This window comes from Rheinheimera salexigens (assembly GCF_001752395.1).
GTDB lineage: Bacteria > Pseudomonadota > Gammaproteobacteria > Enterobacterales > Alteromonadaceae > Alishewanella > Alishewanella salexigens.
In genome coordinates, this window is record NZ_MKEK01000001.1 from 2,133,666 (window position 1) to 2,155,172 (window position 21,507).

Sequence of the window (21,507 nt, forward strand, 5' to 3'; positions counted from 1 at the left end):
AGAGTATTATTAGGTATAGCTATGACTCGTTTCGCTCTGCTTATCACGTCGCCCAGCTTTAGCAGCCAAAGTGTTGCTAGTGCACTGGTATTTGCCCAAGCAGCACTGGATGGCGGTCATCAGCTAAAGCAGATATTTTTATATCAAGATGCAGTTTATGCCGCATTGCAGCATATCGATTTGCCGTCAGATGAGTCTAATCATAGCCTGTTGTTAAGCCAATTTTGTCAGCAACATAATGTCGCCCTACACTATTGTATAACTGCCGCTGAAAAGCGCGGTGTTGTTAGTGACAGTTTAGCGTCGCAACAGGGTTATATTGCCACCGGCTTAGCTGAGTTTGCTATTTTATTAGAAGACATAGATAAATTGGTTCAGTTTTAATGAAAATATCTAATGTGAGTCCTAATGCGTAACATAATGCTTATCCAACGCCACTCGCCGTTTAATACTAGCCATGGTCGCGAAAGTTTTGATCTCGCTATGGCGCTGGCTGCCGTTGAACATAATGTGACCCTACTGTTTATGGCAGATGCCGTTTATCAGTTATTAAGCATCAATGACACTAGCGCCTTACAAATAAAACCCTATCAACATGGCTTTAAGTTGTTTGATTTATATGAAATTGAGCACGTGCTGGTTTGCCAAGCATCTTTGCAACAGCGTGGGTTAACTGCAGCAGACTTGGCTATCAATGCCACGATGGCTGATCAGGCTCTTATTCAACAAAGTATCGCTGCCCAACATCAGGTTATTACCAGCTAATGAAACTTATCACTCTTACCTGTGCCAGTATAAGTCCTATTAAAAATAGCCTCGAGCTTAAGCTGTTATGTTTAGCTACAGATGCCATTTTACTTCGCCAAGATGCGGTGTACTTATTAAAACGCCCAGATTTAACCTGGCCCACTACCCAGCTATACGCCCTTGATATCGACTTACAAGCCCGCAATATACAGGCAACTGCAAACCCTAACGTGACCATAATAAGCGCTGCACAATGGGTTGAGCTCACTATTGAAGCCAGCCAGAATATTTTGTGGCAACAGGGCTAAACCTTGATCGTTAACTAAGCCTTAAGTAATGAAGAAACTAGAACTATGAACCAACTTAATATAGACGGAAAAGTATTAGCCTTAGATAAACATGGTTATTTAGCTAATATGCAAGATTGGTCTGAAAATGTTGCCCTAGCCTTTGCTGAGCAAGAAAATATTCAGATGCAATCGGCACATTGGGAAGTGGTTTGGTTTGTTCGTGAGTTTTATCAGCAGTTTCATACCTCACCGGCAATGCGGATGTTAGTAAAAGCCATGGCTGATAAACTGGGTGCAGATAAAGGTAACAGTAAGTATTTGTTTATGCTGTTTCCACAAGGGCCAGCTAAACAAGCAACACGCTTGGCTGGTTTACCTAAACCAGCCAAATGTTTATAAAGCGCTGCGTTTATCAAACACTGCGCTTATATAACGAGGGTATTAACCAATACGCTCGACACCACCCATATAAGGCTTTAATACATCAGGAATAAGCACAGAGCCATCTTGCTGTTGATAGTTCTCAAGAATAGCAACTAAGGTACGGCCTACCGCTAAGCCAGAGCCATTTAAGGTATGAATAAGCTCAGGCTTTTTCATATCAGTGCTGCGATAGCGTGCTTGCATACGCCGTGCTTGAAAGTCTGTCATATTGCTACATGATGAAATTTCACGATAGGCTTGTTGCGCTGGTAACCACACTTCTAAATCATAGGTTTTTGCTGAGCCAAAGCCCATGTCGCCGGTACATAACAGCATTTTTCGATATGGTAATTCTAATAGCTGTAAAACGGTTTCGGCATGGCCAGTTAACTGCTCTAACGCTTGCATTGAATGCTCAGGCTGTACCATTTGCACTAATTCAACTTTATCAAACTGGTGCTGACGAATTAAACCACGCGTATCACGACCATAAGAGCCCGCTTCACTTCTAAAACACGGCGTGTGTGCAGTGTATTTAACCGGCAATTCAGCGGCATCAAAGATATGATCTCGCGCTAAGTTGGTCATCGGGACTTCAGCGGTTGGAATTAACGCTAAACCTTGGCCTTCTTCAGTCGCTGGTTGGGTATGAAATAAATCACCACCAAATTTAGGCAATTGGCCGGTGCCATATAGGCTATCGTGGTTTACTAAATACGGCACATATAACTCAGTATAACCATGCTGCTCAGTATGCAAATCCAGCATAAACTGGCTTAAAGCCCGATGTAAACGCGCCACTTTACCGCGCATAACCACAAACCGAGAGCCGGTTAATTTAACGGCACTTTCAAAATCTAAACCTTTATCTAAAGCTTCACCTAAAGCGACATGATCTTGCACGGCAAAAGTAAATTCGCGCGGCGTACCAACACGGCTAACTTCTTGATTGTCGTTTTCATCCGCGCCTACAGGAACTAACTCATCGGCTAAATTAGGTACGCTTAACGCTATTTGCTCTACTTCAGCTAACACCACATCTAGTTGCTGTTTTGCTGCTTCTAGCTTTTCACCTAAGCCATCTACTTCAGCCAGTAAGGCAGTAATATCTTCACCGCGGGCTTTTGCTTGGCCAATACCCTTAGATTTACTGTTACGCAGGCTCTGTAAATCTTGTGTTTCCACTTGCAGTAATTTACGTGATGCTTCTAGCTCGGTTAAGCGAGTAACATCAAGGGTAAAGCCACGTTGAGCTAAACGCGCGGCGGTTTGGTCTAAATCTGTACGTAAGTATTTTGGATCAAGCATAGTCTTTTACTTCATTGAGCCTAGTTTTAAGCCAAACCAGGCGAGCGTTAAACACAACAACACATTAAGTAATACGTTGGCGATAGCCTTCAGCCAGTCTCCTTGCTGTAATAACAACACGGTATCTAGCGAAAACGTCGAAAACGTTGTGAAGGCCCCCAGCAAGCCAATACTTAATAGTGCCCGCCAAGGTGATACGGCCAAAAAGCCGCTACTGAACATGCTATACAGCACGCCCATTGCAAATGAGCCGAGAATATTAACCAGCAATGTACCAAAAGGGAATGCTTTACCAAAAACATTCACCATTATTTCGTTAGTGCCGTAGCGCATACATGCGCCTAAAGCGCCACCTAAGGCAATGGCTAGATAGGTTAACATCTCAGCTCCAACATCAGGTATTTCTCTTCTTTGGGCTTTGTTGATCCAGCTGGCGTAAATAAGCTAGCTTTTCTGCCAGTTGTTTTTCCATACCGCGATTGCTCGGCTGATAAAATTGGTTATCGGCCAATTGCTCTGGTAAATAACGTTCACCGGCTGCATACGCACCGGGCTCGTTATGGGCATAACGATAACCTTCACCAAAGCCTAACTCGCGCATTAACTTAGTGGGTGCATTACGTAAATGCAAAGGCACTTCGTAAGCAGGTGTGTCTGCAACAAGCTGTTTTAATTCATTAAATGCCATATATACTGCATTGCTTTTTGGTGCTAATGCCATATATACCGTGGCTTGAGCAATAGCCCGCTCACCTTCAGAAGGCCCAACCCGCTCAAACGTATCCCAAGCATTAATAGCTAAGGTTAACGCCCTTGGATCAGCAGTGCCAATATCTTCGCTGGCAATAGCCAGTAAGCGCCTGGCTACATATAACGGATCACCGCCGCCAGCTAAAATACGACAATACCAATATAAGGCTGCATCTGGATCTGAGCCGCGCACCGACTTATGGTAAGCCGAAATAAGATCATAAAATAAGTCACCTTGGTTATCAAATCCCGGTAACTGGCGCGGCATTAAATTTTTAAAGGTTTCAAACTCGATGGTCTTAGTACTAGTATCAGAACTGCTATCAGTACCATTTTCATTGGTCGTTAATTCTGCTGCTTGTTCTAATAAATTAAGCAACTTACGCGCATCACCATCGGCCAGTCGCAGCAATAGCTGTTCGGCATCAGCCGTCAGTTGAATATTTTCAAGACCTAAACCGCGCTCTTTATCCGTTAAGGCTTGTTGTAATACTTGGCGTAAATCTGCTTCAGTTAGCGATTTAAGTACACAGACTCTGGCACGGGATAAAATAGCGTTATTTAGCGCAAATGACGGGTTCTCAGTAGTAGCGCCAATAAAAATAATGGTGCCATCTTCAATAAACGGTAAAAAAGCATCTTGTTGGCTTTTATTAAAACGATGCACTTCATCAACAAACAATAAGGTGCGCTGCTGTTGCTGCTGTTGTCGTTGTTGGGCTTCGGTAATGGCGTCACGAATATCTTTAATACCGGATGTCACGGCAGAAAGTTTTATAATACTGGCATCAGCGTGCGCGGCGATTACTTCAGCTAAGGTGGTTTTACCGGTGCCTGGTGGCCCCCATAAAATAACCGAAAACACTCTGCCGGCCATAATTGCTTTACGTAAAGCCGTGCCCTCGCCTACAAGATGTTGTTGCCCTGCATATTCCGTTAAGTTTGTCGGCCGCATTCGCGCCGCTAAGGGACGAAAATCATCGGCAAAATCTAAAGATAAAGGTCTCATTTAATTTCGGCTGCGCTGATCATCAATTTCTGTGAACTCAGGTGGCGTAAAGTGAAACAAACCATCGGCTAACGGCACATTAAGTTGCACGGCAATAAATTTAAACACACTAAGCTGTTGGTTAATATCCATCACTTGCATCTCAGACAAGGCATCTCCGGCAAAGCGAAGGGTTAATTCTGTTACTTGGCTGCTGCTATCTTTAGCCGTAATAGTAAATTGTTGTTGTTGCTGCTTAACCGTAAAATTAGCCCACAATGACGGATCATTAGAGGTTAACAACACAAAAGGTGTCCGGTTTACTTCGGCTGCTGCATCATAAATGGTTAACTGTTCTAATGGTGCACTGTAAAACCATAACGACTGGCCATCACCGATAAATAAGTTTTCTTCTGGCGTTGTGGTGGCAAATCTAAATAGCTCAGGCTGTTTTAAATTTAATTCACCTTCTGCTTGTTGTAATACTTGTTGCTGCTGATCATAAACCTGCTGGGTAAATTGAGCAGAAAAGGTTTTAATCTGCTTAAGTTTTTGTTGTAACGTTTGCTCTGCGCTGTTAGTTGCAACATTTACAGTCTTATTGGCCGCGCTTTGAGCTGCAACCGATGAAAAGCTGATACCGCACAACAGCACGGTAGAAATTAATAAACGTATCATTTAATGTCCTCTTGGCGGGGGTGGCGCCATTACTTCACGATTACCATTGTTGCCAGGACCACTCACTATGCCACTGCGCTCCATTTGTTCTACTAAGCGTGCAGCACGGTTATAGCCAATTCTAAACTTACGCTGTACACCTGACACCGACGCTCTACGTGTTTCTGTAACAAAAGCGACAGCTTGATCGTATAACACGTCTGACTCATCGTCATCGCCTTCTAACGACTCGCCGGGTAATAAATTTTCTTCATTGGTTTCGCCACTTAATATTTCCGCAATATAATTTGGCTTACCACGGCGTTTCCAATCTGCAACCACAGCATGCACTTCATGGTCATCAACAAAAGCACCATGCACCCGTGTTGGTACACCCGAGCCGGGCGGTAAATACAACATATCACCCATACCCAATAAGCTTTCAGCACCTTGCTGATCAAGAATTGTCCGCGAATCAATTTTCGATGACACTTGAAACGCAATACGGGTGGGAATGTTAGCTTTTATTAAGCCCGTGATTACGTCTACTGACGGACGCTGAGTGGCTAAAATTAAATGAATACCCGCAGCCCTAGCTTTTTGCGCGATCCGAGCAATTAACTCTTCAACTTTTTTACCGACGATCATCATCATGTCGGCAAATTCGTCGATAACCACAACAATAGACGGCAGTTTTTCTAACTCAGGCTGCTCAGTACGCATATCGTCTGACGGCCGCCATAACGGATCTTTAAGCGGCGTACCCTCTGCAATAGCTTCTTTAACTTTAGCGTTATAGCCTTTTAAATTACGCACACCTAACGCTGACATTAATTTATAACGCCGCTCCATTTCACCCACACACCAGCGCAAGCCATTAGCTGCATCCTTCATGTCGGTGACGACTTCGGTTAATAAGTGCGGTATGCCTTCGTAAATAGACAATTCCAGCATTTTAGGGTCAATCATTAAAAACCGAACGTCATCTGGGGTCGATTTATACAATAAACTACAAATCATCACGTTAACGCCGACCGACTTACCAGAGCCGGTAGTACCCGCAACTAATAAATGCGGCATTTTGGCTAAATCGGCTACTACCGATTTACCGGCGATATCTTTACCTAACACCATGGTTAACGACGATTTAGACTGTTCAAAAACCTCATCACCAATAACTTCGGATAAACGGACAATTTCTCTATGTTTATTCGGTAGCTCTATACCAATAAACGATTTACCCGGGATAACTTCCACTACCCGCACACTAATAGCCGATAACGAACGCGCTAAATCTTTTGCTAACCCAGTAATTTTACTGACTTTTATACCCGGTGCTAAATCTAATTCAAAGCGGGTAACTACCGGCCCCGGATGCACACCCACCACATTAGCTTGAACGTTAAAATCTAATAGTTTGGCTTCCACTAAGCGTGAAACCCGCTCTAAATCTTCTGGATCAATAGGGTTTATCGCTCTATCGGCTTTATCCAATAACGATATTGACGGTAATTCTTCAACTAAATGGTCAACTTCTTCAGCGTCATCTTCGTCTTCTTCATCTAAACCAAATAAAAGCTCAGCATCATCGTCATGAGGTAAATTAATTTTATCTAAGGTCTGACTCCAGTTTTCTTCACTGCCATTATCATCAATAGCACTAAATGACAGCTGTTCGTCGGCCAAAGTATCCACACTGTAAAATGCTTTAGCGTCTTTATTTACATCTAATGGTGTAATAGGTAATTCTTCTGCTACTGGCTTGCTGATACGGGCTGGTATTTTTCTAGGAACTTGCGCCGCCACTCTCGGTTGGTTGTTTGCGGCAGCCACTTTACGCGGCTCAGCATCAGCTTCTGTTTCAGCAAAAGGATCATAATCGTCTTCACCCCCGTCTCGCCAACGTTGCGGTAGGCTCATAACGAGGGTAAAAGCAGCAAAGCACATAGCGCCTAATGCATCAGCAACGGTTAGCCAAGAAATACCTGTCATAAAGGTTAAGCCCGTGGCAAAACCACACAATAATAATAAACTAGTGCCAATAAAGTTTAAATGTGGCATCAAACTACTGCTGACCACATCACCCACTACCCCACCAGAAGAAAAGTAAAAAATATCGTTAAAATTCAAGCTACTTATAGCAGTGGCAGAAACTAAGGTCAGTACGATACCGATTAAGCGCAGGCCTAAAATCAAATAATCTAACTGTAATAAATTATGAAAACGCTTAAACAATAAAAAGCCTGCACCCGCTACCATAAAGGGCACTAAATAAGCTATCCAGCCAAAACTAAATAGCAACAAGTCGGCTATCCAAGCACCAATAGGCCCGGTGTAATTATGTACCGTACTTTGATAACCGGTTTGCGACCAACTGGGATCGGCAGGGTCAAACGACAATAAAGCCAGTAATAAAAATAAGGCTAAACCAGAAAATAGGATCAAGCCCACTTCTAATAAGCGTTGTACACCATTTAAAGGGAAATAAACTCTATTTTGCAAACGAAAAACTCCACGTTATTATTATCGTTTTTTATTCATGCGCATTAACGACTAAGATACCAGACACACAGTAAAAGTGCATCCGTGAAGCTAACCTGAATTTGCTATCACAGCTACTTTATTTCTATCTCAGTTAATTTTACTATCTAAACTCAGCTATTTTAAGCTGTGCCACTTATTAAAGGCCGCAATTTAAGATTGCTATATGCTAGTTTAAATAAACAATGGTTTAATCAGATTACCTAGCCATTACACTGTGGCTGTATTTTATCGAAGCCACCCATTACAAAAGTAACAGGGCAAATACCATGATAATAGGTGTACCAAAAGAAATTAAAAACCATGAATACCGAGTAGGTTTAACCCCTGCGAGTGTGCGTGAACTTGTTACCAACAAACACACTATTATCGTTGAAAGCACTGCTGGTATCGGCATTGGTTTAACTGATGAAGACTATATTACAGCCGGTGCTAGTGTTGTTAACACTGCCGCTGAAGTTTTTGCTCAAGCCGAGATGATTATCAAAGTAAAAGAGCCTTTAGCTGCTGAACGTGCCATGCTTCGCCAAGGTCAAATATTGTTTACTTTTTTACATTTAGCCCCTGATCTAGCCCAAACCGAAGATTTAATAAAATCTAAAGCCATTTGTATTGCCTATGAAACCGTTACCGATAGTAAAGGTGGCCTGCCCTTATTAGCACCTATGTCAGAAGTTGCTGGCCGAATGGCGATCCAAGCTGGTGCGCGAGCGTTAGAAAAATCTTCAGGCGGCAGCGGCATGTTATTAGGCGGTGTGCCTGGGGTTAAACCGGCTAAAGTTGTTATCATTGGCGGTGGTATGGTGGGAACAAACGCCGCGCAAATGGCAATAGGATTAGGTGCAGACGTCACGGTACTGGACCGCTGTGTTGATGTGTTACGTCGTATTAACGCCCAGTTTAATGGTGCCGTTAAGGTTATCTACTCTACTGTTGATACCCTAGAGCAAGAAGTACTGGCAGCCGACTTAGTAATTGGCAGCATATTAGTCGCTGGGGCAGCCGCGCCAAAGCTAGTGTCTGCAGATCAAATTAAACGCATGAAACCCGGTTCAGCTATTGTTGATGTCGCTATTGATCAAGGTGGCTGTATTGCCACTTCAAAACCGACCACCCACGCTGACCCTACCTTTATTGTTGATGACGTTGTGCATTATTGCGTAGCAAATATGCCAGGGGCTGTGCCTCGCACCTCTACTTTTGCTTTAAATAATGCCACTTTACCTTTTATTCTGCGCATTGCTAATAAAGGCTATAAAGCAGCGCTATTAGCGGATAGTCATTTAATGAATGGCTTAAATGTCATAAATGGCCAAGTAACTAACCAAAGTGTTGCTGAAGCACTAGGTTTTGCATATGTTGAGTCTACAACAGCCTTAAATGCTTAAGTTTTATTAATAATGTAGCGTAATTAAAAAGCTGCTTAGGCAGCTTTTGTATCTGATACGCTTTTTTATTTCCTAACAACGGTTTATTTGCAAAATAAACTATACATTCAAAACAAACCTGCTATAGTACTCACCGGCCTGTAAAGCAGACCTATGTAACAAAATGTTTATGAGTACTTCGCTACACAGCTTCATAGTAAGTCATGTCCTGAAGATTCACGCACGTTTGGCCGCATAAGTAAAGTAACAGTCAGGCTAAAAGCGCAATTTAGCGTCAATTAATATTAAATTTTTAGGAGTCATTCATGGCTAAAGTAACAGGTGTAGTTAAGTGGTTTAACGCTGATAAAGGTTTCGGTTTCATTACTCAGGATAACGGCGGCGCTGACGCATTCGTTCACTTCCGTGCTATCCAGACTGAAGGTTACAAAACCTTAAACGAAGGCCAACGCGTTGCTTTCGAAATCGAACAAGGCCAAAAAGGCCCACAAGCTGCTAACGTTACAGTTCTGTAATTTAAGCATCTTGCCGAAAAAGGACACTTAAGTGTCCTTTTTTATTGCCTGCTATTCAGTGATATAATTAAAGCTAACACCTTAAAACTCAACACTCAAACTATTATGCCCGCTCGCTTCAAGCCAACGCAATAATTAACTTAACGCTTTATCTAGCTTAGCTGTGTTTTAGCTTAGCCCGGGTAATAACAACTACTCGCAGCTGGATACTAACTAACTTTCTTCTTGCCGTACAAAGGCTATATCTTTAAAACCCATGCGAATAAACTCTTGCTGGCGAAAGTTTTTGGTGGCAGAGCTGTGCTTCGCTGTCATAGCAATTTGTTGTTCCATAGCTAAAAACTGAGTTAAATTAATACCTTCTGCTGCCGCTACGGCTTCGTAAATATCTCTATGTTTATCATAGCTAAAGCTAATGACTTTTTTTTGTTTATTAAAGGTATAACTAATTTGTCGGGCCATTGGCCACTCCTACAGTTGAGCCTGAACGTTTACAGACCAAGCAAGAAAGCAATAATAACGCCGAGCCTAAGCCTAAGGTTACTAAGTTTTGTTGCTGATCCCAGAGTAAAATATTAACTAATAATCCGGCCGGAATAAGCACGTTATTCATTACCGCTAGCAGACCACTGCTAACTTGGGTTGCGCCTTTATTCCACCAAAAGAAACCACCACCAGAAGCCACTAAACCCAGCCAGAGTAAAATTGACCATTGCGTGCTAGTGGTTGGGTATTGCGCCGAGCCTAATAGCCACCAAGCGGGCAAAACCACTAATACTGCACCAATATAAAACCAACCAAATAACTGATATTGATTTATGGATTTTGGCAGTTTTTCTAACAACACCTTATAGCCGACTTGGCCGATAGCAAAACACAGGTTAGCCATTTGCACGACAACAAAGCCTAACCAATAATCTTCGCTTAACGCTTGATAACGCATAATGGCTGCCGCTGCTACCGCAATAACGGCCGCCAGCAAAAATCGATACTGAAACCTTTTTTGCAATAGGTCATATAACAAGGTGATATACACCGGCGTAAATATAGTAAATATCAGCACTTCAGGCACCGATAAATATAAAAACGCTTGGTAATAAAATAAGTACATACAACCCAGTTGTAATGCACCTAGGGCTAATAATTTAATTACTAAGGCTATTGGCTGAGGTTTTAAAAAAGGCAAAAAAACTAACGCCGCTAAAGCCACTCGCATTAACACCGCAAAGTAGGCATCAACTTGGCCAGCTAAGTACACCCCAATCAAACTAAATGAAAAGGCCCATAATACGGTAACGGCTAGCAAATATGGCAAGTTTAACGCTCCTACTGCTTATTGTAGCCTAGTGTTTTTTTAACCACAGGCGCAGCATATAATTGAGTTAATAAATCATGGGCGCCCTCTGGCACTGCAGATAAACGCCTTTGCCACTGATCCGCAGCCGTTTCATCGATAGACGCATGCTCTATGCCTGCGGCTAAATAATTAATCGGGAATAGTTGATAATTTTGCCAAATTTGCTGATCAATTAACTGGGCAACTTCATCTGCTTCAGCAGGGATGGTAGTTAATGGCGCAGTAAAAGCGACGTGAATACGTCCTTTAAAACCGACAATGCCCTTAATAATACTATCAATGTCTTCAAATTCAGATTTTTGATAATGGCCTTGGGTTTTCTTTTGCCATAACTCTTTAATTTTATCGGCATCACAAGGGTCATATTCATAAGATAAGCACACCGGCACGATATTTAGCTCAGCCATATAAGTCGCAAAATCGACGCCCTGCTTTTTACCGTTGATGTAAAACATTTTTAAAATGGCCGGATCAGTAACATCATTACCGTCTTTAGCGCGGCCTTCTTTTTGCGCAATCCAAATGGAGTGGTTGTCATCTAACGAATGTTTTATGTAGGCTGATAATTGGGAAAAGTTTTTCAACATTTCACGTGGACCTTTAGCACCACGTTTAACAATAAAGCTTTTATTCAGCTTCATCAGCTCAGTTGCACAAGGTTTACGTAATAAATTATCACCTATCGCAATGCGTACGGTTTCAAAGCCATGTTGGTGCAAACACCAATTAACCAAGGCTGGATCCATTGCGATATCACGGTGATTGGATAAAAATAAATAACTTTGCTTAGGATCCAATTGCTCTAAGCCTGAGACCGTAATTTTTTTACTGGTGGTCTCAATCATTTTATCCATAAAAGTGGCAACTTGGCGCTGTACAGCATTAACCGAGTTTAACTTGGCTAATTTGCGCTTTAAAATAAACCGCAGTATAGGGGCAGCTACACTACCAATAATGCCCGGCATATGGGGAAAGCGATAATGTAAAATAGCCTGGATAAATTCTTCATCTGCAATTAAACGATTAATAGCCGGCGCAACTTCGTTGTCATTATATGGCCGAATATCGGCAAAAAGATCGTGTTCAGACACTGCGGTAATCATTCCATTAAGCAAGTTGTTGGCTATTTTACTGACTTAACAAAAATTCACCAGTCCCAGATGCATTTAAGCCCACATTACCGCTATCGCCGCTAACACAATTAATGCCAAGCCTAGATGATCAGTTTGCTTCAATTTCTCTTTAAATATAAAGGTCGAAATTAGCAGCATAAACAATACTTCTACCTGACCTAAGGTTTTTACCAGTGCTACAGATTCTAAGCTCATCGCGGTAAACCAACCTATAGAGCCAACACAGCTACACACACTCACTAACAAGGTTAATTTAGGCCGCTGCCATAAGGCCTGCAATGTTATGCGATCTTTTACCACTAAATACAGCACCAACAAAATGGTTTGTAGCAATATCACCATTAGCAGCACCCAAGCGGCACCATGCGGAAACGGTAAATCTAATACTAAACTAGCTTGGCGCACCCACAACGAGGTTAATGCAAACGCTAGCCCACTGCCTAAGCCTAACAGCAACACAGGCATAGACAACTTACGCAAACTAGAGCCACTGAGTAAAAACACCGCGCAGCCACCTAGCGCCACGCCCAACCAGCCTAATAAATTTAATGCTTCGCTAAAAAACAGCACCCCCAGTATGGCGGCCAACACCGCTTCACTTTTAGCTAAGCCAGCACCAATAGCATAATTTTTGAGTTTAAATAGCCTTACCATCAATGCTGTGGCTAGTATTTGCGCCAGCGCTGCCGCAACAATAAAACCAATAACACTGCCCGTAAACTTTGGCATAGCCACCGGCTGCCACTGATACAGCCCCCATAAATACAGCGCCGCCAGCGGCGAAGCCCAAATAAAACGCGCCAGCGTAACGCCAATAACACCGACATCAAGGCTTAACTGCTTTTGAAACGCATTGCGCCAAGCCTGCATAAAAGCAGCTAGCAACGTAAACGGGATCCACAGCATAGTGATACTCAGAAAAGGACAGACGCAAAGATGGCTATAGTAACAAAGGGATTGGGGTTTAGATAGTTGGCCGCCGATACAGCGGCCAACTTAAGCGCTAAATTTACGGCGTAAAATCTAGTTGTACTGGCGTTGCATTAGCATTGATAATAACATTCTCGGCTTGCAAAAAGGTTATGTCATCTGCCTGTTCAGGGTCATCAATAATATCGCAACTGACTGCTGCGGTATAAGTATCAGCATCTATATAACCAATACTGTAATGGTATTCGCTGACACCATCAAAGTACACATTGGTACTGGCATAAGACTGATAGACATTAACACCGCCATTATCTGACAACTCAGCTAACGGCCGGTCTGCTCCTTGATACAAATACACTGTCGCTACTGGTCTTAATACATCAACCGGTGCAACGGTACAGCTGTTATTAATCAGTAAGCCTTCAGCCACTTGCCCCGTAAGATGACCAATTTCACTGTTATCAACTAAGCGGAGCCCCCTTGGTTTAAGCAAGTAACCTGGCTGCCCTACTGGATTGACCATGGCCTTACGTAAATCAAACTCCAAAGTGTAATTAAAAGTACCCCCAGCCGACAAGGTTACGCCGCCCAGTTTTAACTCATTAGAAGGCACCCGTAACGGCACTTTTAAACCATCTTCTTGCACAACATAACTGCCTTCTGCAATAGCCAAACGCAGCTGACCATAATTACCGGCTGCAAACTTAGCACCACTAATTAAGGCTTCTGATTTTGCGCCATCCAGTAACAATAAATCGATACCTCGGCTATTGGCGATAACATTGCCATTAGCATCCCGACATTTATCATTCGCGGCCGCAGCCTCAGTATCACTGCCAATGGTAAAGCTTTGTTTGCCTAAACCATTGCCTGTGAGTTCAACTTTGTTAAAACATACCATTACGCTTAATGCACCATTGACCGGCGCATCACTGACACCCAAACTAAAGTTAGCCAACTTTGGCGAGTTATCATTTGAACCACCACAAGCAGCAAGCATTGTAGCCGATGCAATAACAGCGAGTTTTATTATATTATTTTTCATTAGCGTCCCCCATAAAAGTGCTTCAAGTTATAGCCGACTCAGCTGAACTCAAACTTAAGTAATCTTAAATTAAAGGGTCAGTGCTGAAAATTAACGCAATCAGCTACTTGAGCATTGCTTTCTGGCGGATATTCTTTATGATACGCCCTAGTTCGGTACGTGGCGCAGCTTGGTAGCGCACTTCGCTGGGGGTGAAGGGGTCGCAGGTTCGAATCCTGCCGTACCGACCACTTTTAAACCTGTTTTTTTAACAGGTTTTTTTGTGCCTAAAATTTGCTGATTTTATCGCGCCACAATAAATCTACACTTCAACACCCTGTACTTTCCTATTCAGTTTTAAAAATTTGTCTTGTCTTATCTAACATTCGCTAACAAAAAATGCTGAATGGTTAATCAGCCCTTTTCTCTTTTATAAACTCTTTAATAAACCCTACAAGTTGCAGAATAAATATTAGCAAAAATGGTAAGGCACCAATAATAGCAACGCTTCTGTTTAAGGGTTCATTGTTTTGCAATAACAATATAAAAGCACATAAGCCTAGGGTAATTGACCAAGCATACAGGCTCCATGTTTGCTTATTGTCTGCAGCGCTTAATTGACGAATAACCAAAATAGCAGAGTCGGCAGAAGTGGCGACAAAAATTAACAGCAATAATAAGCTAGACCACACCAGAACTGCCCCTTGCCAGCCTAATTGCTGAAAGAACACAAATAGCCCTTGGGTATAATCGGCTTTAATCGCTGCTAAAATACCGCTTTGATAAGTTTGATCCCAAGCAATAGCAGAGCCTGAAAATACGCTAAACCAAACTATAGTGACCAGCGTAGGCACCAATACGACACCAACAATGTATTGCCACACTGGCCTGCCTTGGCTAATTCTGGCTAAAAACACGCCCACGAATGGCCCCCATGCTAGCCACCAAAAATAGTAGTTGTAGGTCCAACCGTTGGCCCATTCTGGGTTATTAAGTATGCTGGCAAATTGCCAGGTACCTGAAGTGATAAGCTTTAAGTAATCCCAAGTGCCGCCAAGCGCTATATCTATTATGGGTTTAAGGGGCACAAAAATAAGCAGCCAAGCTATTAAGGCAAACGCTAAATAGACATTAAACTTACTCAGTGTTTGAATGCCCTTTTTTAGGCCTAACTTGGCGGAAATAGTATACAGCAGCACTATTAAACTAATGATAATAAAACCGGATAGCCATGCAGACTCTACACCAAGCTTTATTGTCAGTCCTTTACGTAGTAATAAAGTTGAGTTGGCAATGGTGCCTACCACGCCAAAAAATATCGATAATATGGCAATTAAGGTAATGCTAAAAGCTAGTTTACGCTGCCAACTGCGATTAAGTAGCCCTGCTGAGGCACTAATTACCGGTGCGCTAATATCACCTACTTTTCCGCTGTTGTTACTAAGCCCACCTAACACCAAGCCAAATACGGCATAAAGTGCCCAAGCATGTGCGCCCCAATTCACTAGGGTTAATGCTAAGCCACTGGTTTGGGGATTAGCATATAAACTTGGTTTTAATGGTGAGCTAACCGTATGCAGTGCCGGTTCTGCCACGCCCCAAAATATAAGTCCAGAGCCCATACCGGCAGCAAACAACATGGCTAACCAGCCAAATAAACCAAACTCAACCTTGGCGTGCTTACCGCCTATTTTACGTTGACCCAACGGACTAATGGCTAGCGCGATAACCGCAAACAGTAATAAGTTAACTAATAAAAAAAACGGCGCACCTAAATAGCTCAATAATTGGTTAATTAGCGGCTGTAAATGACCGGTGAGTAATTCAGGAAATATAAAGGCGATAACGGCTAAGCTGATACAAAGTAGTAAAGCCGTTACTTCAAGTTTGCTGGTATTTAATGGCAAGAGTTTGACACTTTTAGAGTTTTTATTTGCACTAAGAATAAGGCGCTTTGCTGCATAGAGCAAATTAACCATTAAATAATACGTTATGAACCTGGTTAATAATTTCAAGCCAAGATGTAATGGCTAGATGCTATTTTTAATGAGGCATGTGACAGGTTTGGTTTTATGTCACCAAACGATCAATAGCTGTACATTTAAACAGCACTCGTATATATTAGCAGCGATTTTTTAGCCGGTACAAGATCTAACCGATGCGACAACTGCCTACTTATTATTATTTAAGCCATTTTCACGAGTTTTTACAGTTTGTGCAGGGCCCCTGTGCAGATTTATTGCACCCGCAGCATCAGGCTTTTTTGGCGGATTTTCATGCCGCGAGCAAAGATCAGCAATGCGCCCTGGTGCGCTGTATTAATCGAAAAACCTCGGCAATAAAAATTAGCTCGCTAAGTTTTGGCGAGCTGCCCAATATTCAGGATTTGCTAGTGCAACTGATTGCGCTAGGCTGGCTGGCCCACCCTACTATCGATGATATTGACCAATGGTTGCTAGCACTAACCAAAGATGAGCTATTTACCGTGTACAGCGAATGTGCAAGTAATGACGGCTCAATAAATATCAGCGAAGCCAATAGTATGAGCAAAATCAGCAAAAGCGCGTCTAAGCCGCAGTTATTAGCCGCTTGTCGACAGTTGCCTAAACAGGCTTTTACCGATTGCTCTGCTTTTAACCGCTATGTGCTGCGTAAAGTAGACCCCATTATCGACTATTTTTTATTTCTTTATTTTGGCAATACTACGTCGCGCTTAAATCAGTTTTCGCTGCGTGATTTAGGCATTATGCAGACACGCGAAGAATACGCCCAAATGCAGTCTAGATTTGACTGTAAAGTTGCGGCGTTTAGTAACTTTGTATTATCCAAGCATTTATCTAAGCCGGGCCAACTTAGCTTTGATTCAGCGCAAGAAATTGAAGCAGCACTGGCAGCGGTTCCTCAGCCAATTGGCCATAACGCAGTAGAAAAGCACAATGCCATTGTTTACCAGCTTGCAGTGGCTTTACTGCCTTTTGATAGCAATCGTGCACTAAATTTACTGTTAAAGATTGAATCCGAACAAGCGCAAGAAAAATGGTGCCGCGAAGCGTATAAAACTGCCGAGCCGCAACTGGTTAAAACTCACTTAGAAAACATTATTGATAACCCGATAAGTGATCGTTTGCTCAGCTTTGCCGAAGATTTTTTAGCCCGTAAATACCAACAAAAACGCACCAGTGTGCTGACGGATATGCTGCGCAAAGGCAATCAGCACCTATGCTTAGATGAAGTGTATAAAGGCGATGTTGAACGCGGAGTTGTCGCGCATTACGCACATTTAGGTAAGCCCGCTTATCGCACTGAAAATTGCTTGTGGCGTAGCTTATTTGGCTTAATATTTTGGCAAGAGCTTTTTGAAACCCCTGGGCTGGGCTTGGCCACGCAGTTTGATTTAATGCCCAGCTGCTTAAAGCAAAACAACTTTTATGCTGCTGCCAGCCAACAAATAGAACATAAGCTTAACTGCCTTAATAACGCTGAGGCAATACTGCTATTAATTAATAAAAATGCAGCTCAGTATTACGCTACTAAACAAGGAATATTTCAGTGGCGCAATGATTTATTGCAGCAGTTGTCGGTCTTTATTAAGCATGCTCCTGTTGCGGGTATCACCGCGCAACTTCGCCGTATCAGTAAAGATTGGCTAGGCTGTCATGACGGCTTTCCCGACATTATGCTAATAGACCAAGGTAAGCTGCGTTTTGAAGAGATTAAAGCACAGGGTGATGTGCTACGACGCAATCAACTCATGTGCATAAAGTCTCTGCGAGAGACTGGTTTTGACGTTCGCATTACTACTGTTGATTTTATTGTCGACCCCAATCAACCTTATGTAGTAGTTGATATTGAAACCACTGGCGGCCGAACCGGCAAGCATAAAATCACAGAAATTGGCATGGTAAAAATGGTGGCAGGCAACATTGTTGACCGCTGGCAAAGTTTGCTAAACCCTGGGCGGCGCATACCAGCCACTATAACCGCGCTAACCGGCATTGATGATGACATGGTGCGCGACGCGCCAACCTTTGCCGACGTTGCCGACCAAGTTGCAGCGTTTACGGCCGACTGTATTTTTGTGGCACATAATGTCAATTTTGATTACGGTTTTATTAAACAAGAGTTTGCCCAGCTTGAACGCTTTTGGCGGCGGCCAAAATTATGCACAGTACAGCAAATGCGTCGCTACTATAAAGGCTTGCCGTCATACTCGCTAGCCAACCTTACTCGGCATTTCAATATAGATATGCAATGCCATCATAGGGCTATGTCTGATGCCATTGCCGCAAGCGAATTGCTTAATTTAATTAATGAAAAAAGATTCAGCCCTGTTAATGATGAGTATTTAGAGGGCAGCACATAGCTCTAAATAAAGCGTAACAAAAGCAAACTATCTTATTCCGATTAGGAATTGTTATTAAGCGGGTTTTAAAGCTTGCCGTTTCGATTGCTTAAAAATCACTAATGAAAATATTATTTCTGTGATCCCGCCAATAAATGCACCGACCACAAAATTAGCACCTAACACTATACATAACATGCCGAAAAGCATCAGAACTATGCCTAAAAGCCAATAGATTTTAAGGCCATATAAAGTGTTAAACACTAAGTATCGCACACCAATTATCATTAGCATGATGGGATAAAACCAATCAACTTGCAGCTTAGCTACATAGAACGCTATAAATAAACCAATAAATAAAATAATGGTGCTTTCTAAGGCAAGTTTACCCAGCGGGTTTTTAGATTCATGCTTTCCAGAACGTTTAAGTGTTTTTGCTAACAATATGGCTAACGGATGGATAAACATTCCGGCAAAAAAAAGCGTTAACATACTTAATTGCTGTGAAGACATAATGGCGATTAAACCTGCAATACACCAAATAATACCCGACACTACAACACCTGTTGCCCCACCAAAATACGCCAACCTCATATCTTTTTGTGCATCTGAAAATTTCATTGATACTCCTTATCCATATAGAGCGAATTTATATTCTTAAGCTAAATGCACTAAAAGCCATAGCTTGTTTAAATAGTTTAAATATTATGAGTACGTTACTTAACTATAAACCTTTGCACTATTTTTACAGGCTGTACTTTTACAGGACCTATCTGTTTAGCCATAGCTTCATCCAACACTAACTCAGACTCCAACACGCCACCGTTGCTGATAATACAGTTAGCTGATGCGTAATTGTCTTGGTAGCAGTGGATATGGATTGGCGTTACACCTTTCTGCTTTAAGTGCGCTATTGATAAACGCATTAATAAATTACCTAAGCCTTTGCCACGGTATGACGGTCGAATGCCTAAGCCGATATGGCCGCCGCAATGTTTAATCTGCTCATTTAAGTAATGGCGAATATTGGTCACACCGAGTAGCTGATCATTGTCAACTAACCATAAGGTTGAGCTGGGGACATAACCGGCGGGTAGATTTTTACCCGCGGCATAATCGGCTAGCTTGGCTAATAAGGCTTCAAAATCTGTGAAGTCAAAATCTAGCGGAAACGGATAACGCTCTTCATTGGCTAATTCAGCAATATAGTCACAATAGCTTTGTTGATATTTTATTGAAGGTGTTACTAATTCCATTACTGCTCCGATATTGATAACCACTCTAGCTTACACTTTTAAAAAACGTCTTCACCCTAGTTGGTCACACTACATAAATACAATTTTCAAGCCTATTAATATCAGCACTATGCCGCCAAGAAGCTCAGCTTTGCTTTCTAATTTGGCGCCACTTTTTGCCCCGACGTAAACCCCAATATAAGAAAAAAGCGCGGTGATTAGCGCGATAATAGCGCAAGCAATAAAAGGATTAATGTTAAGTACCGTTAGCGCAAAGCCAGCAGCCATGGCATCAATACTGGTCGCGATGGCGAGTACCAGCATAATGCGATGGCTGATATTTTGTAAGTCATCTTCTATACCTGCAGAAAACGCCTCATAAATCATTTTAGCGCCAACCAAAAATAACAATATAAACGCCAGCCATTTCGCATAAGCTTCTATCCAGCCTATCACCCCCATACCAGCGAGATAACCAATTAACGGCATTACCCCTTGAAAAAGGCCAAAATAAATAGCCGCCATAATGGCTAATTTTTTTGGTTTCAATTTATGCTTTGAGCCTAAACCAATGGCAACCGCAAAGGCATCCATACTTAAAGCAACGGCTAGTAAAATTATCTCTAACATCAACTTACCTTTTTACTACTAATGTTTAGTGGCTATGTTACTACAAGCCGCATTAATAAAGATAACTTGTTCAGTAACTCTAGGGTTATTACCGCTGTAGTTAAAACCGATAATATTAACCAAACTTGAAACATCATTTAATTAACATTACTAGTACTGTCGCTTTTCTGCGTACATACAACCAATAAATTTATACGTATTTATTTTGTTTTTGGTGCATTAAATACACACTTGGTGCATTAAATCAGCGCTTGAGTCACCTTTAGTTTACATTAGAGCTTTTACTCGATAAGATCTGCGCCGCTCGATTCAACTTTTACTTTAAAGGAAGTTTAATAATGTCGTTTAAGTATATTTTACCCATTATGGCGTTAACCGCTTCAGCAACTATTGCTGCGGAAGAGTATCAATTATTTACTGAGCTTAAAGCTGACCACGTGCGTGTTAGTGGCGAAAATGAAACAAATTGGGCTTTAGATGGCACTTATTTTTTTGATAAAAAACAGACTTTAGGTCCATTGGATCAGTTTGAATATATTAATAAAGTCTCCAACATAGGCGCAAGTTTCAATCGTGTTTTTGACAATAACGTTTGGGCTGTTGATGGTGAGTATTTCTTTGCAAATAATATAGTTGTTTCTGCAAGCCATCAGTACTTTGGCAGTGACTTTAATGTTAGTACCTTTGGTTTAGGCTATTTATTAGCAGACAACTTTATTGTGCGTGCAGAAGCCATTAAGCCCAAAGACGAAAGCACTGCGTTTTTATTCTCAGCTAGTTATGATCTTCAGTTACAAAACAATGACTATATTGGTTTTACTGCGAAAGTAGATGATGAATTTGATTATTTTGAAATCAGCAGTAAATACTTTGCGAGCTTTGGTCAAGCAAGCTATTTTGCGATCGGCTTGGGTTTAGCAGATTACGATGGCACTACAGCTTGGAATACGGAACTAGATTATTACTTTACTAAAATGACATCGGTTGGTGTTACTTATAATAAACAAGATGATTTTAGCGTTAATGCTAAGCATTACTTAAGCTCAAACTGGGCTTTAAATGCCGGTTATGGCAGTAATGCAGATACTTCTGCTGTAAAAGTTTATTCTTTATCTGTAATTGGCCAGTTCTAACTTTAGCTAGTTTACACTAATAAAATAGGCAACAATTGTTGCCTATTTTGATCTTGCTGTCTCGATACTGGTAATTGCTCCTGTACTAGCAACAATACCAGAGCCATTACTGCAAC

General features: G+C 41.9%; 22 protein-coding genes and 1 tRNA gene. 9 read left to right on the forward strand and 14 right to left on the reverse strand.

All coding sequences use genetic code 11. From position 1 onward, the window contains the following. Positions 1–21: 21 nt before the first annotated feature. From tusD to BI198_RS09740, 4 genes are read left to right on the forward strand one after another with little or no spacing between them, the layout of a single operon-like run. Positions 22–384: a sulfurtransferase complex subunit TusD gene (gene tusD / locus BI198_RS09725; RefSeq protein WP_070049379.1), complete on the forward strand. Its 363-nt coding sequence runs from the start codon at positions 22–24 to the stop codon at positions 382–384. A 24-nt stretch (positions 385–408) separates the two neighbouring features. Next, entirely contained in the window at positions 409–765 is a 357-nt protein-coding gene (gene tusC / locus BI198_RS09730) for a sulfurtransferase complex subunit TusC (protein WP_070049380.1), read from the forward strand. Beyond that, a complete protein-coding gene (locus BI198_RS09735; RefSeq protein ID WP_070049381.1) occupies positions 765–1,055 on the forward strand; it encodes a DsrH/TusB family sulfur metabolism protein in 291 nt (96 codons plus the stop codon). Before tusC ends, BI198_RS09735 begins: the two co-directional genes overlap by 1 nt. Positions 1,056–1,100: 45 nt before the next feature. Further along, positions 1,101–1,436 carry a TusE/DsrC/DsvC family sulfur relay protein gene (locus BI198_RS09740; protein WP_070049382.1) on the forward strand — a complete coding sequence of 112 codons (336 nt, stop codon included), beginning with the start codon at positions 1,101–1,103 and terminating at the stop codon, positions 1,434–1,436. 42 nt (positions 1,437–1,478) lie between these two features. Here the strand turns inward: BI198_RS09740 and serS are convergent, their stop codons facing one another. From serS to BI198_RS09765, 5 genes are read right to left on the reverse strand one after another with little or no spacing between them, the layout of a single operon-like run. Continuing rightward, the gene (gene serS, locus BI198_RS09745) at positions 1,479–2,768 is read right to left on the reverse strand and encodes a serine--tRNA ligase (protein ID WP_070049383.1); all 1,290 of its coding nucleotides are present in this window, start codon (positions 2,766–2,768) and stop codon (positions 1,479–1,481) included. 6 nt (positions 2,769–2,774) lie between these two features. Further along, positions 2,775–3,149, reverse strand: coding sequence for a fluoride efflux transporter CrcB (crcB, locus tag BI198_RS09750; RefSeq protein WP_070049384.1), 375 nt, complete (start codon positions 3,147–3,149; stop codon positions 2,775–2,777). Between the two features lie 13 nt (positions 3,150–3,162). Further along, positions 3,163–4,527 (reverse strand): replication-associated recombination protein A, encoded by a 1,365-nt coding sequence (locus BI198_RS09755; RefSeq protein ID WP_070049385.1) that lies wholly within the window; start codon positions 4,525–4,527, stop codon positions 3,163–3,165. Then, the gene (gene lolA / locus BI198_RS09760) at positions 4,528–5,184 is read right to left on the reverse strand and encodes an outer membrane lipoprotein chaperone LolA (protein WP_083256594.1); all 657 of its coding nucleotides are present in this window, start codon (positions 5,182–5,184) and stop codon (positions 4,528–4,530) included. It abuts the gene before it with no gap. Further along, positions 5,185–7,665 carry a DNA translocase FtsK gene (locus BI198_RS09765; protein WP_070049386.1) on the reverse strand — a complete coding sequence of 827 codons (2,481 nt, stop codon included), beginning with the start codon at positions 7,663–7,665 and terminating at the stop codon, positions 5,185–5,187. It abuts the gene before it with no gap. A gap of 308 nt (positions 7,666–7,973) precedes the next feature. Here BI198_RS09765 and ald point away from each other — a divergent pair, with 308 nt between their 5' ends. Both ald and cspE read left to right on the forward strand, forming a co-directional pair. Next, positions 7,974–9,092 (forward strand): alanine dehydrogenase, encoded by a 1,119-nt coding sequence (gene ald, locus BI198_RS09770; RefSeq protein WP_070049387.1) that lies wholly within the window; start codon positions 7,974–7,976, stop codon positions 9,090–9,092. A gap of 305 nt (positions 9,093–9,397) precedes the next feature. Further along, complete coding sequence (cspE, locus tag BI198_RS09775) at positions 9,398–9,607, forward strand: transcription antiterminator/RNA stability regulator CspE (RefSeq protein ID WP_027670166.1); 210 nt, start codon at positions 9,398–9,400, stop codon at positions 9,605–9,607. Positions 9,608–9,820: 213 nt separating this feature from the next. Here the strand turns inward: cspE and BI198_RS09780 are convergent, their stop codons facing one another. The 5 genes from BI198_RS09780 to BI198_RS09800 form a co-directional block, all read right to left on the reverse strand. Continuing rightward, positions 9,821–10,069, reverse strand: a complete 249-nt coding sequence (locus tag BI198_RS09780) for a DUF2960 domain-containing protein (protein WP_070049388.1) — start codon at positions 10,067–10,069, stop codon at positions 9,821–9,823. Beyond that, on the reverse strand, positions 10,053–10,922 hold the full coding sequence (locus BI198_RS09785) for an EamA family transporter (protein ID WP_070049389.1): 870 nt from the start codon (positions 10,920–10,922) through the stop codon (positions 10,053–10,055). The genes BI198_RS09780 and BI198_RS09785 overlap by 17 nt, the downstream gene beginning before the upstream one ends. 11 nt (positions 10,923–10,933) lie before the next feature. Continuing rightward, on the reverse strand, positions 10,934–12,055 hold the full coding sequence (locus BI198_RS09790) for a 1-acyl-sn-glycerol-3-phosphate acyltransferase (RefSeq protein WP_235605300.1): 1,122 nt from the start codon (positions 12,053–12,055) through the stop codon (positions 10,934–10,936). A 75-nt stretch (positions 12,056–12,130) separates the two neighbouring features. Continuing rightward, entirely contained in the window at positions 12,131–13,003 is an 873-nt protein-coding gene (locus BI198_RS09795) for a DMT family transporter (RefSeq protein ID WP_070049391.1), read from the reverse strand. 103 nt (positions 13,004–13,106) lie between these two features. Beyond that, positions 13,107–14,072 (reverse strand): DUF4382 domain-containing protein, encoded by a 966-nt coding sequence (locus BI198_RS09800; RefSeq protein ID WP_070049392.1) that lies wholly within the window; start codon positions 14,070–14,072, stop codon positions 13,107–13,109. 153 nt (positions 14,073–14,225) lie between these two features. On the opposite strand from BI198_RS09800, the gene BI198_RS09805 reads away from it, so the two are divergent. Next, positions 14,226–14,302 (forward strand) — tRNA-Pro (locus tag BI198_RS09805). 159 nt (positions 14,303–14,461) lie between these two features. Here the strand turns inward: BI198_RS09805 and BI198_RS09810 are convergent. Then, on the reverse strand, positions 14,462–15,958 hold the full coding sequence (locus BI198_RS09810) for a BCCT family transporter (RefSeq protein WP_070050811.1): 1,497 nt from the start codon (positions 15,956–15,958) through the stop codon (positions 14,462–14,464). A gap of 251 nt (positions 15,959–16,209) precedes the next feature. On the opposite strand from BI198_RS09810, the gene BI198_RS09815 reads away from it, so the two are divergent. Then, entirely contained in the window at positions 16,210–18,414 is a 2,205-nt protein-coding gene (locus BI198_RS09815; RefSeq protein WP_070049393.1) for an exonuclease domain-containing protein, read from the forward strand. 54 nt (positions 18,415–18,468) lie between these two features. On the opposite strand, the gene BI198_RS09820 is transcribed toward BI198_RS09815, so the two are convergent. The 3 genes from BI198_RS09820 to BI198_RS09830 form a co-directional block, all read right to left on the reverse strand. Then, a complete protein-coding gene (locus tag BI198_RS09820) occupies positions 18,469–19,014 on the reverse strand; it encodes a DUF7010 family protein (protein WP_070049394.1) in 546 nt (181 codons plus the stop codon). A 95-nt stretch (positions 19,015–19,109) separates the two neighbouring features. Next, the gene (locus BI198_RS09825) at positions 19,110–19,649 is read right to left on the reverse strand and encodes a GNAT family N-acetyltransferase (RefSeq protein ID WP_070049395.1); all 540 of its coding nucleotides are present in this window, start codon (positions 19,647–19,649) and stop codon (positions 19,110–19,112) included. 69 nt (positions 19,650–19,718) lie between these two features. After that, positions 19,719–20,258 (reverse strand): manganese efflux pump MntP, encoded by a 540-nt coding sequence (locus BI198_RS09830; protein ID WP_070049396.1) that lies wholly within the window; start codon positions 20,256–20,258, stop codon positions 19,719–19,721. A 338-nt stretch (positions 20,259–20,596) separates the two neighbouring features. Between BI198_RS09830 and BI198_RS09835 the strand changes: the two genes are divergently transcribed. Then, the gene (locus BI198_RS09835) at positions 20,597–21,391 is read left to right on the forward strand and encodes a putative porin (RefSeq protein WP_070049397.1); all 795 of its coding nucleotides are present in this window, start codon (positions 20,597–20,599) and stop codon (positions 21,389–21,391) included. The last annotated feature ends 116 nt before the right edge of the window (positions 21,392–21,507 follow it).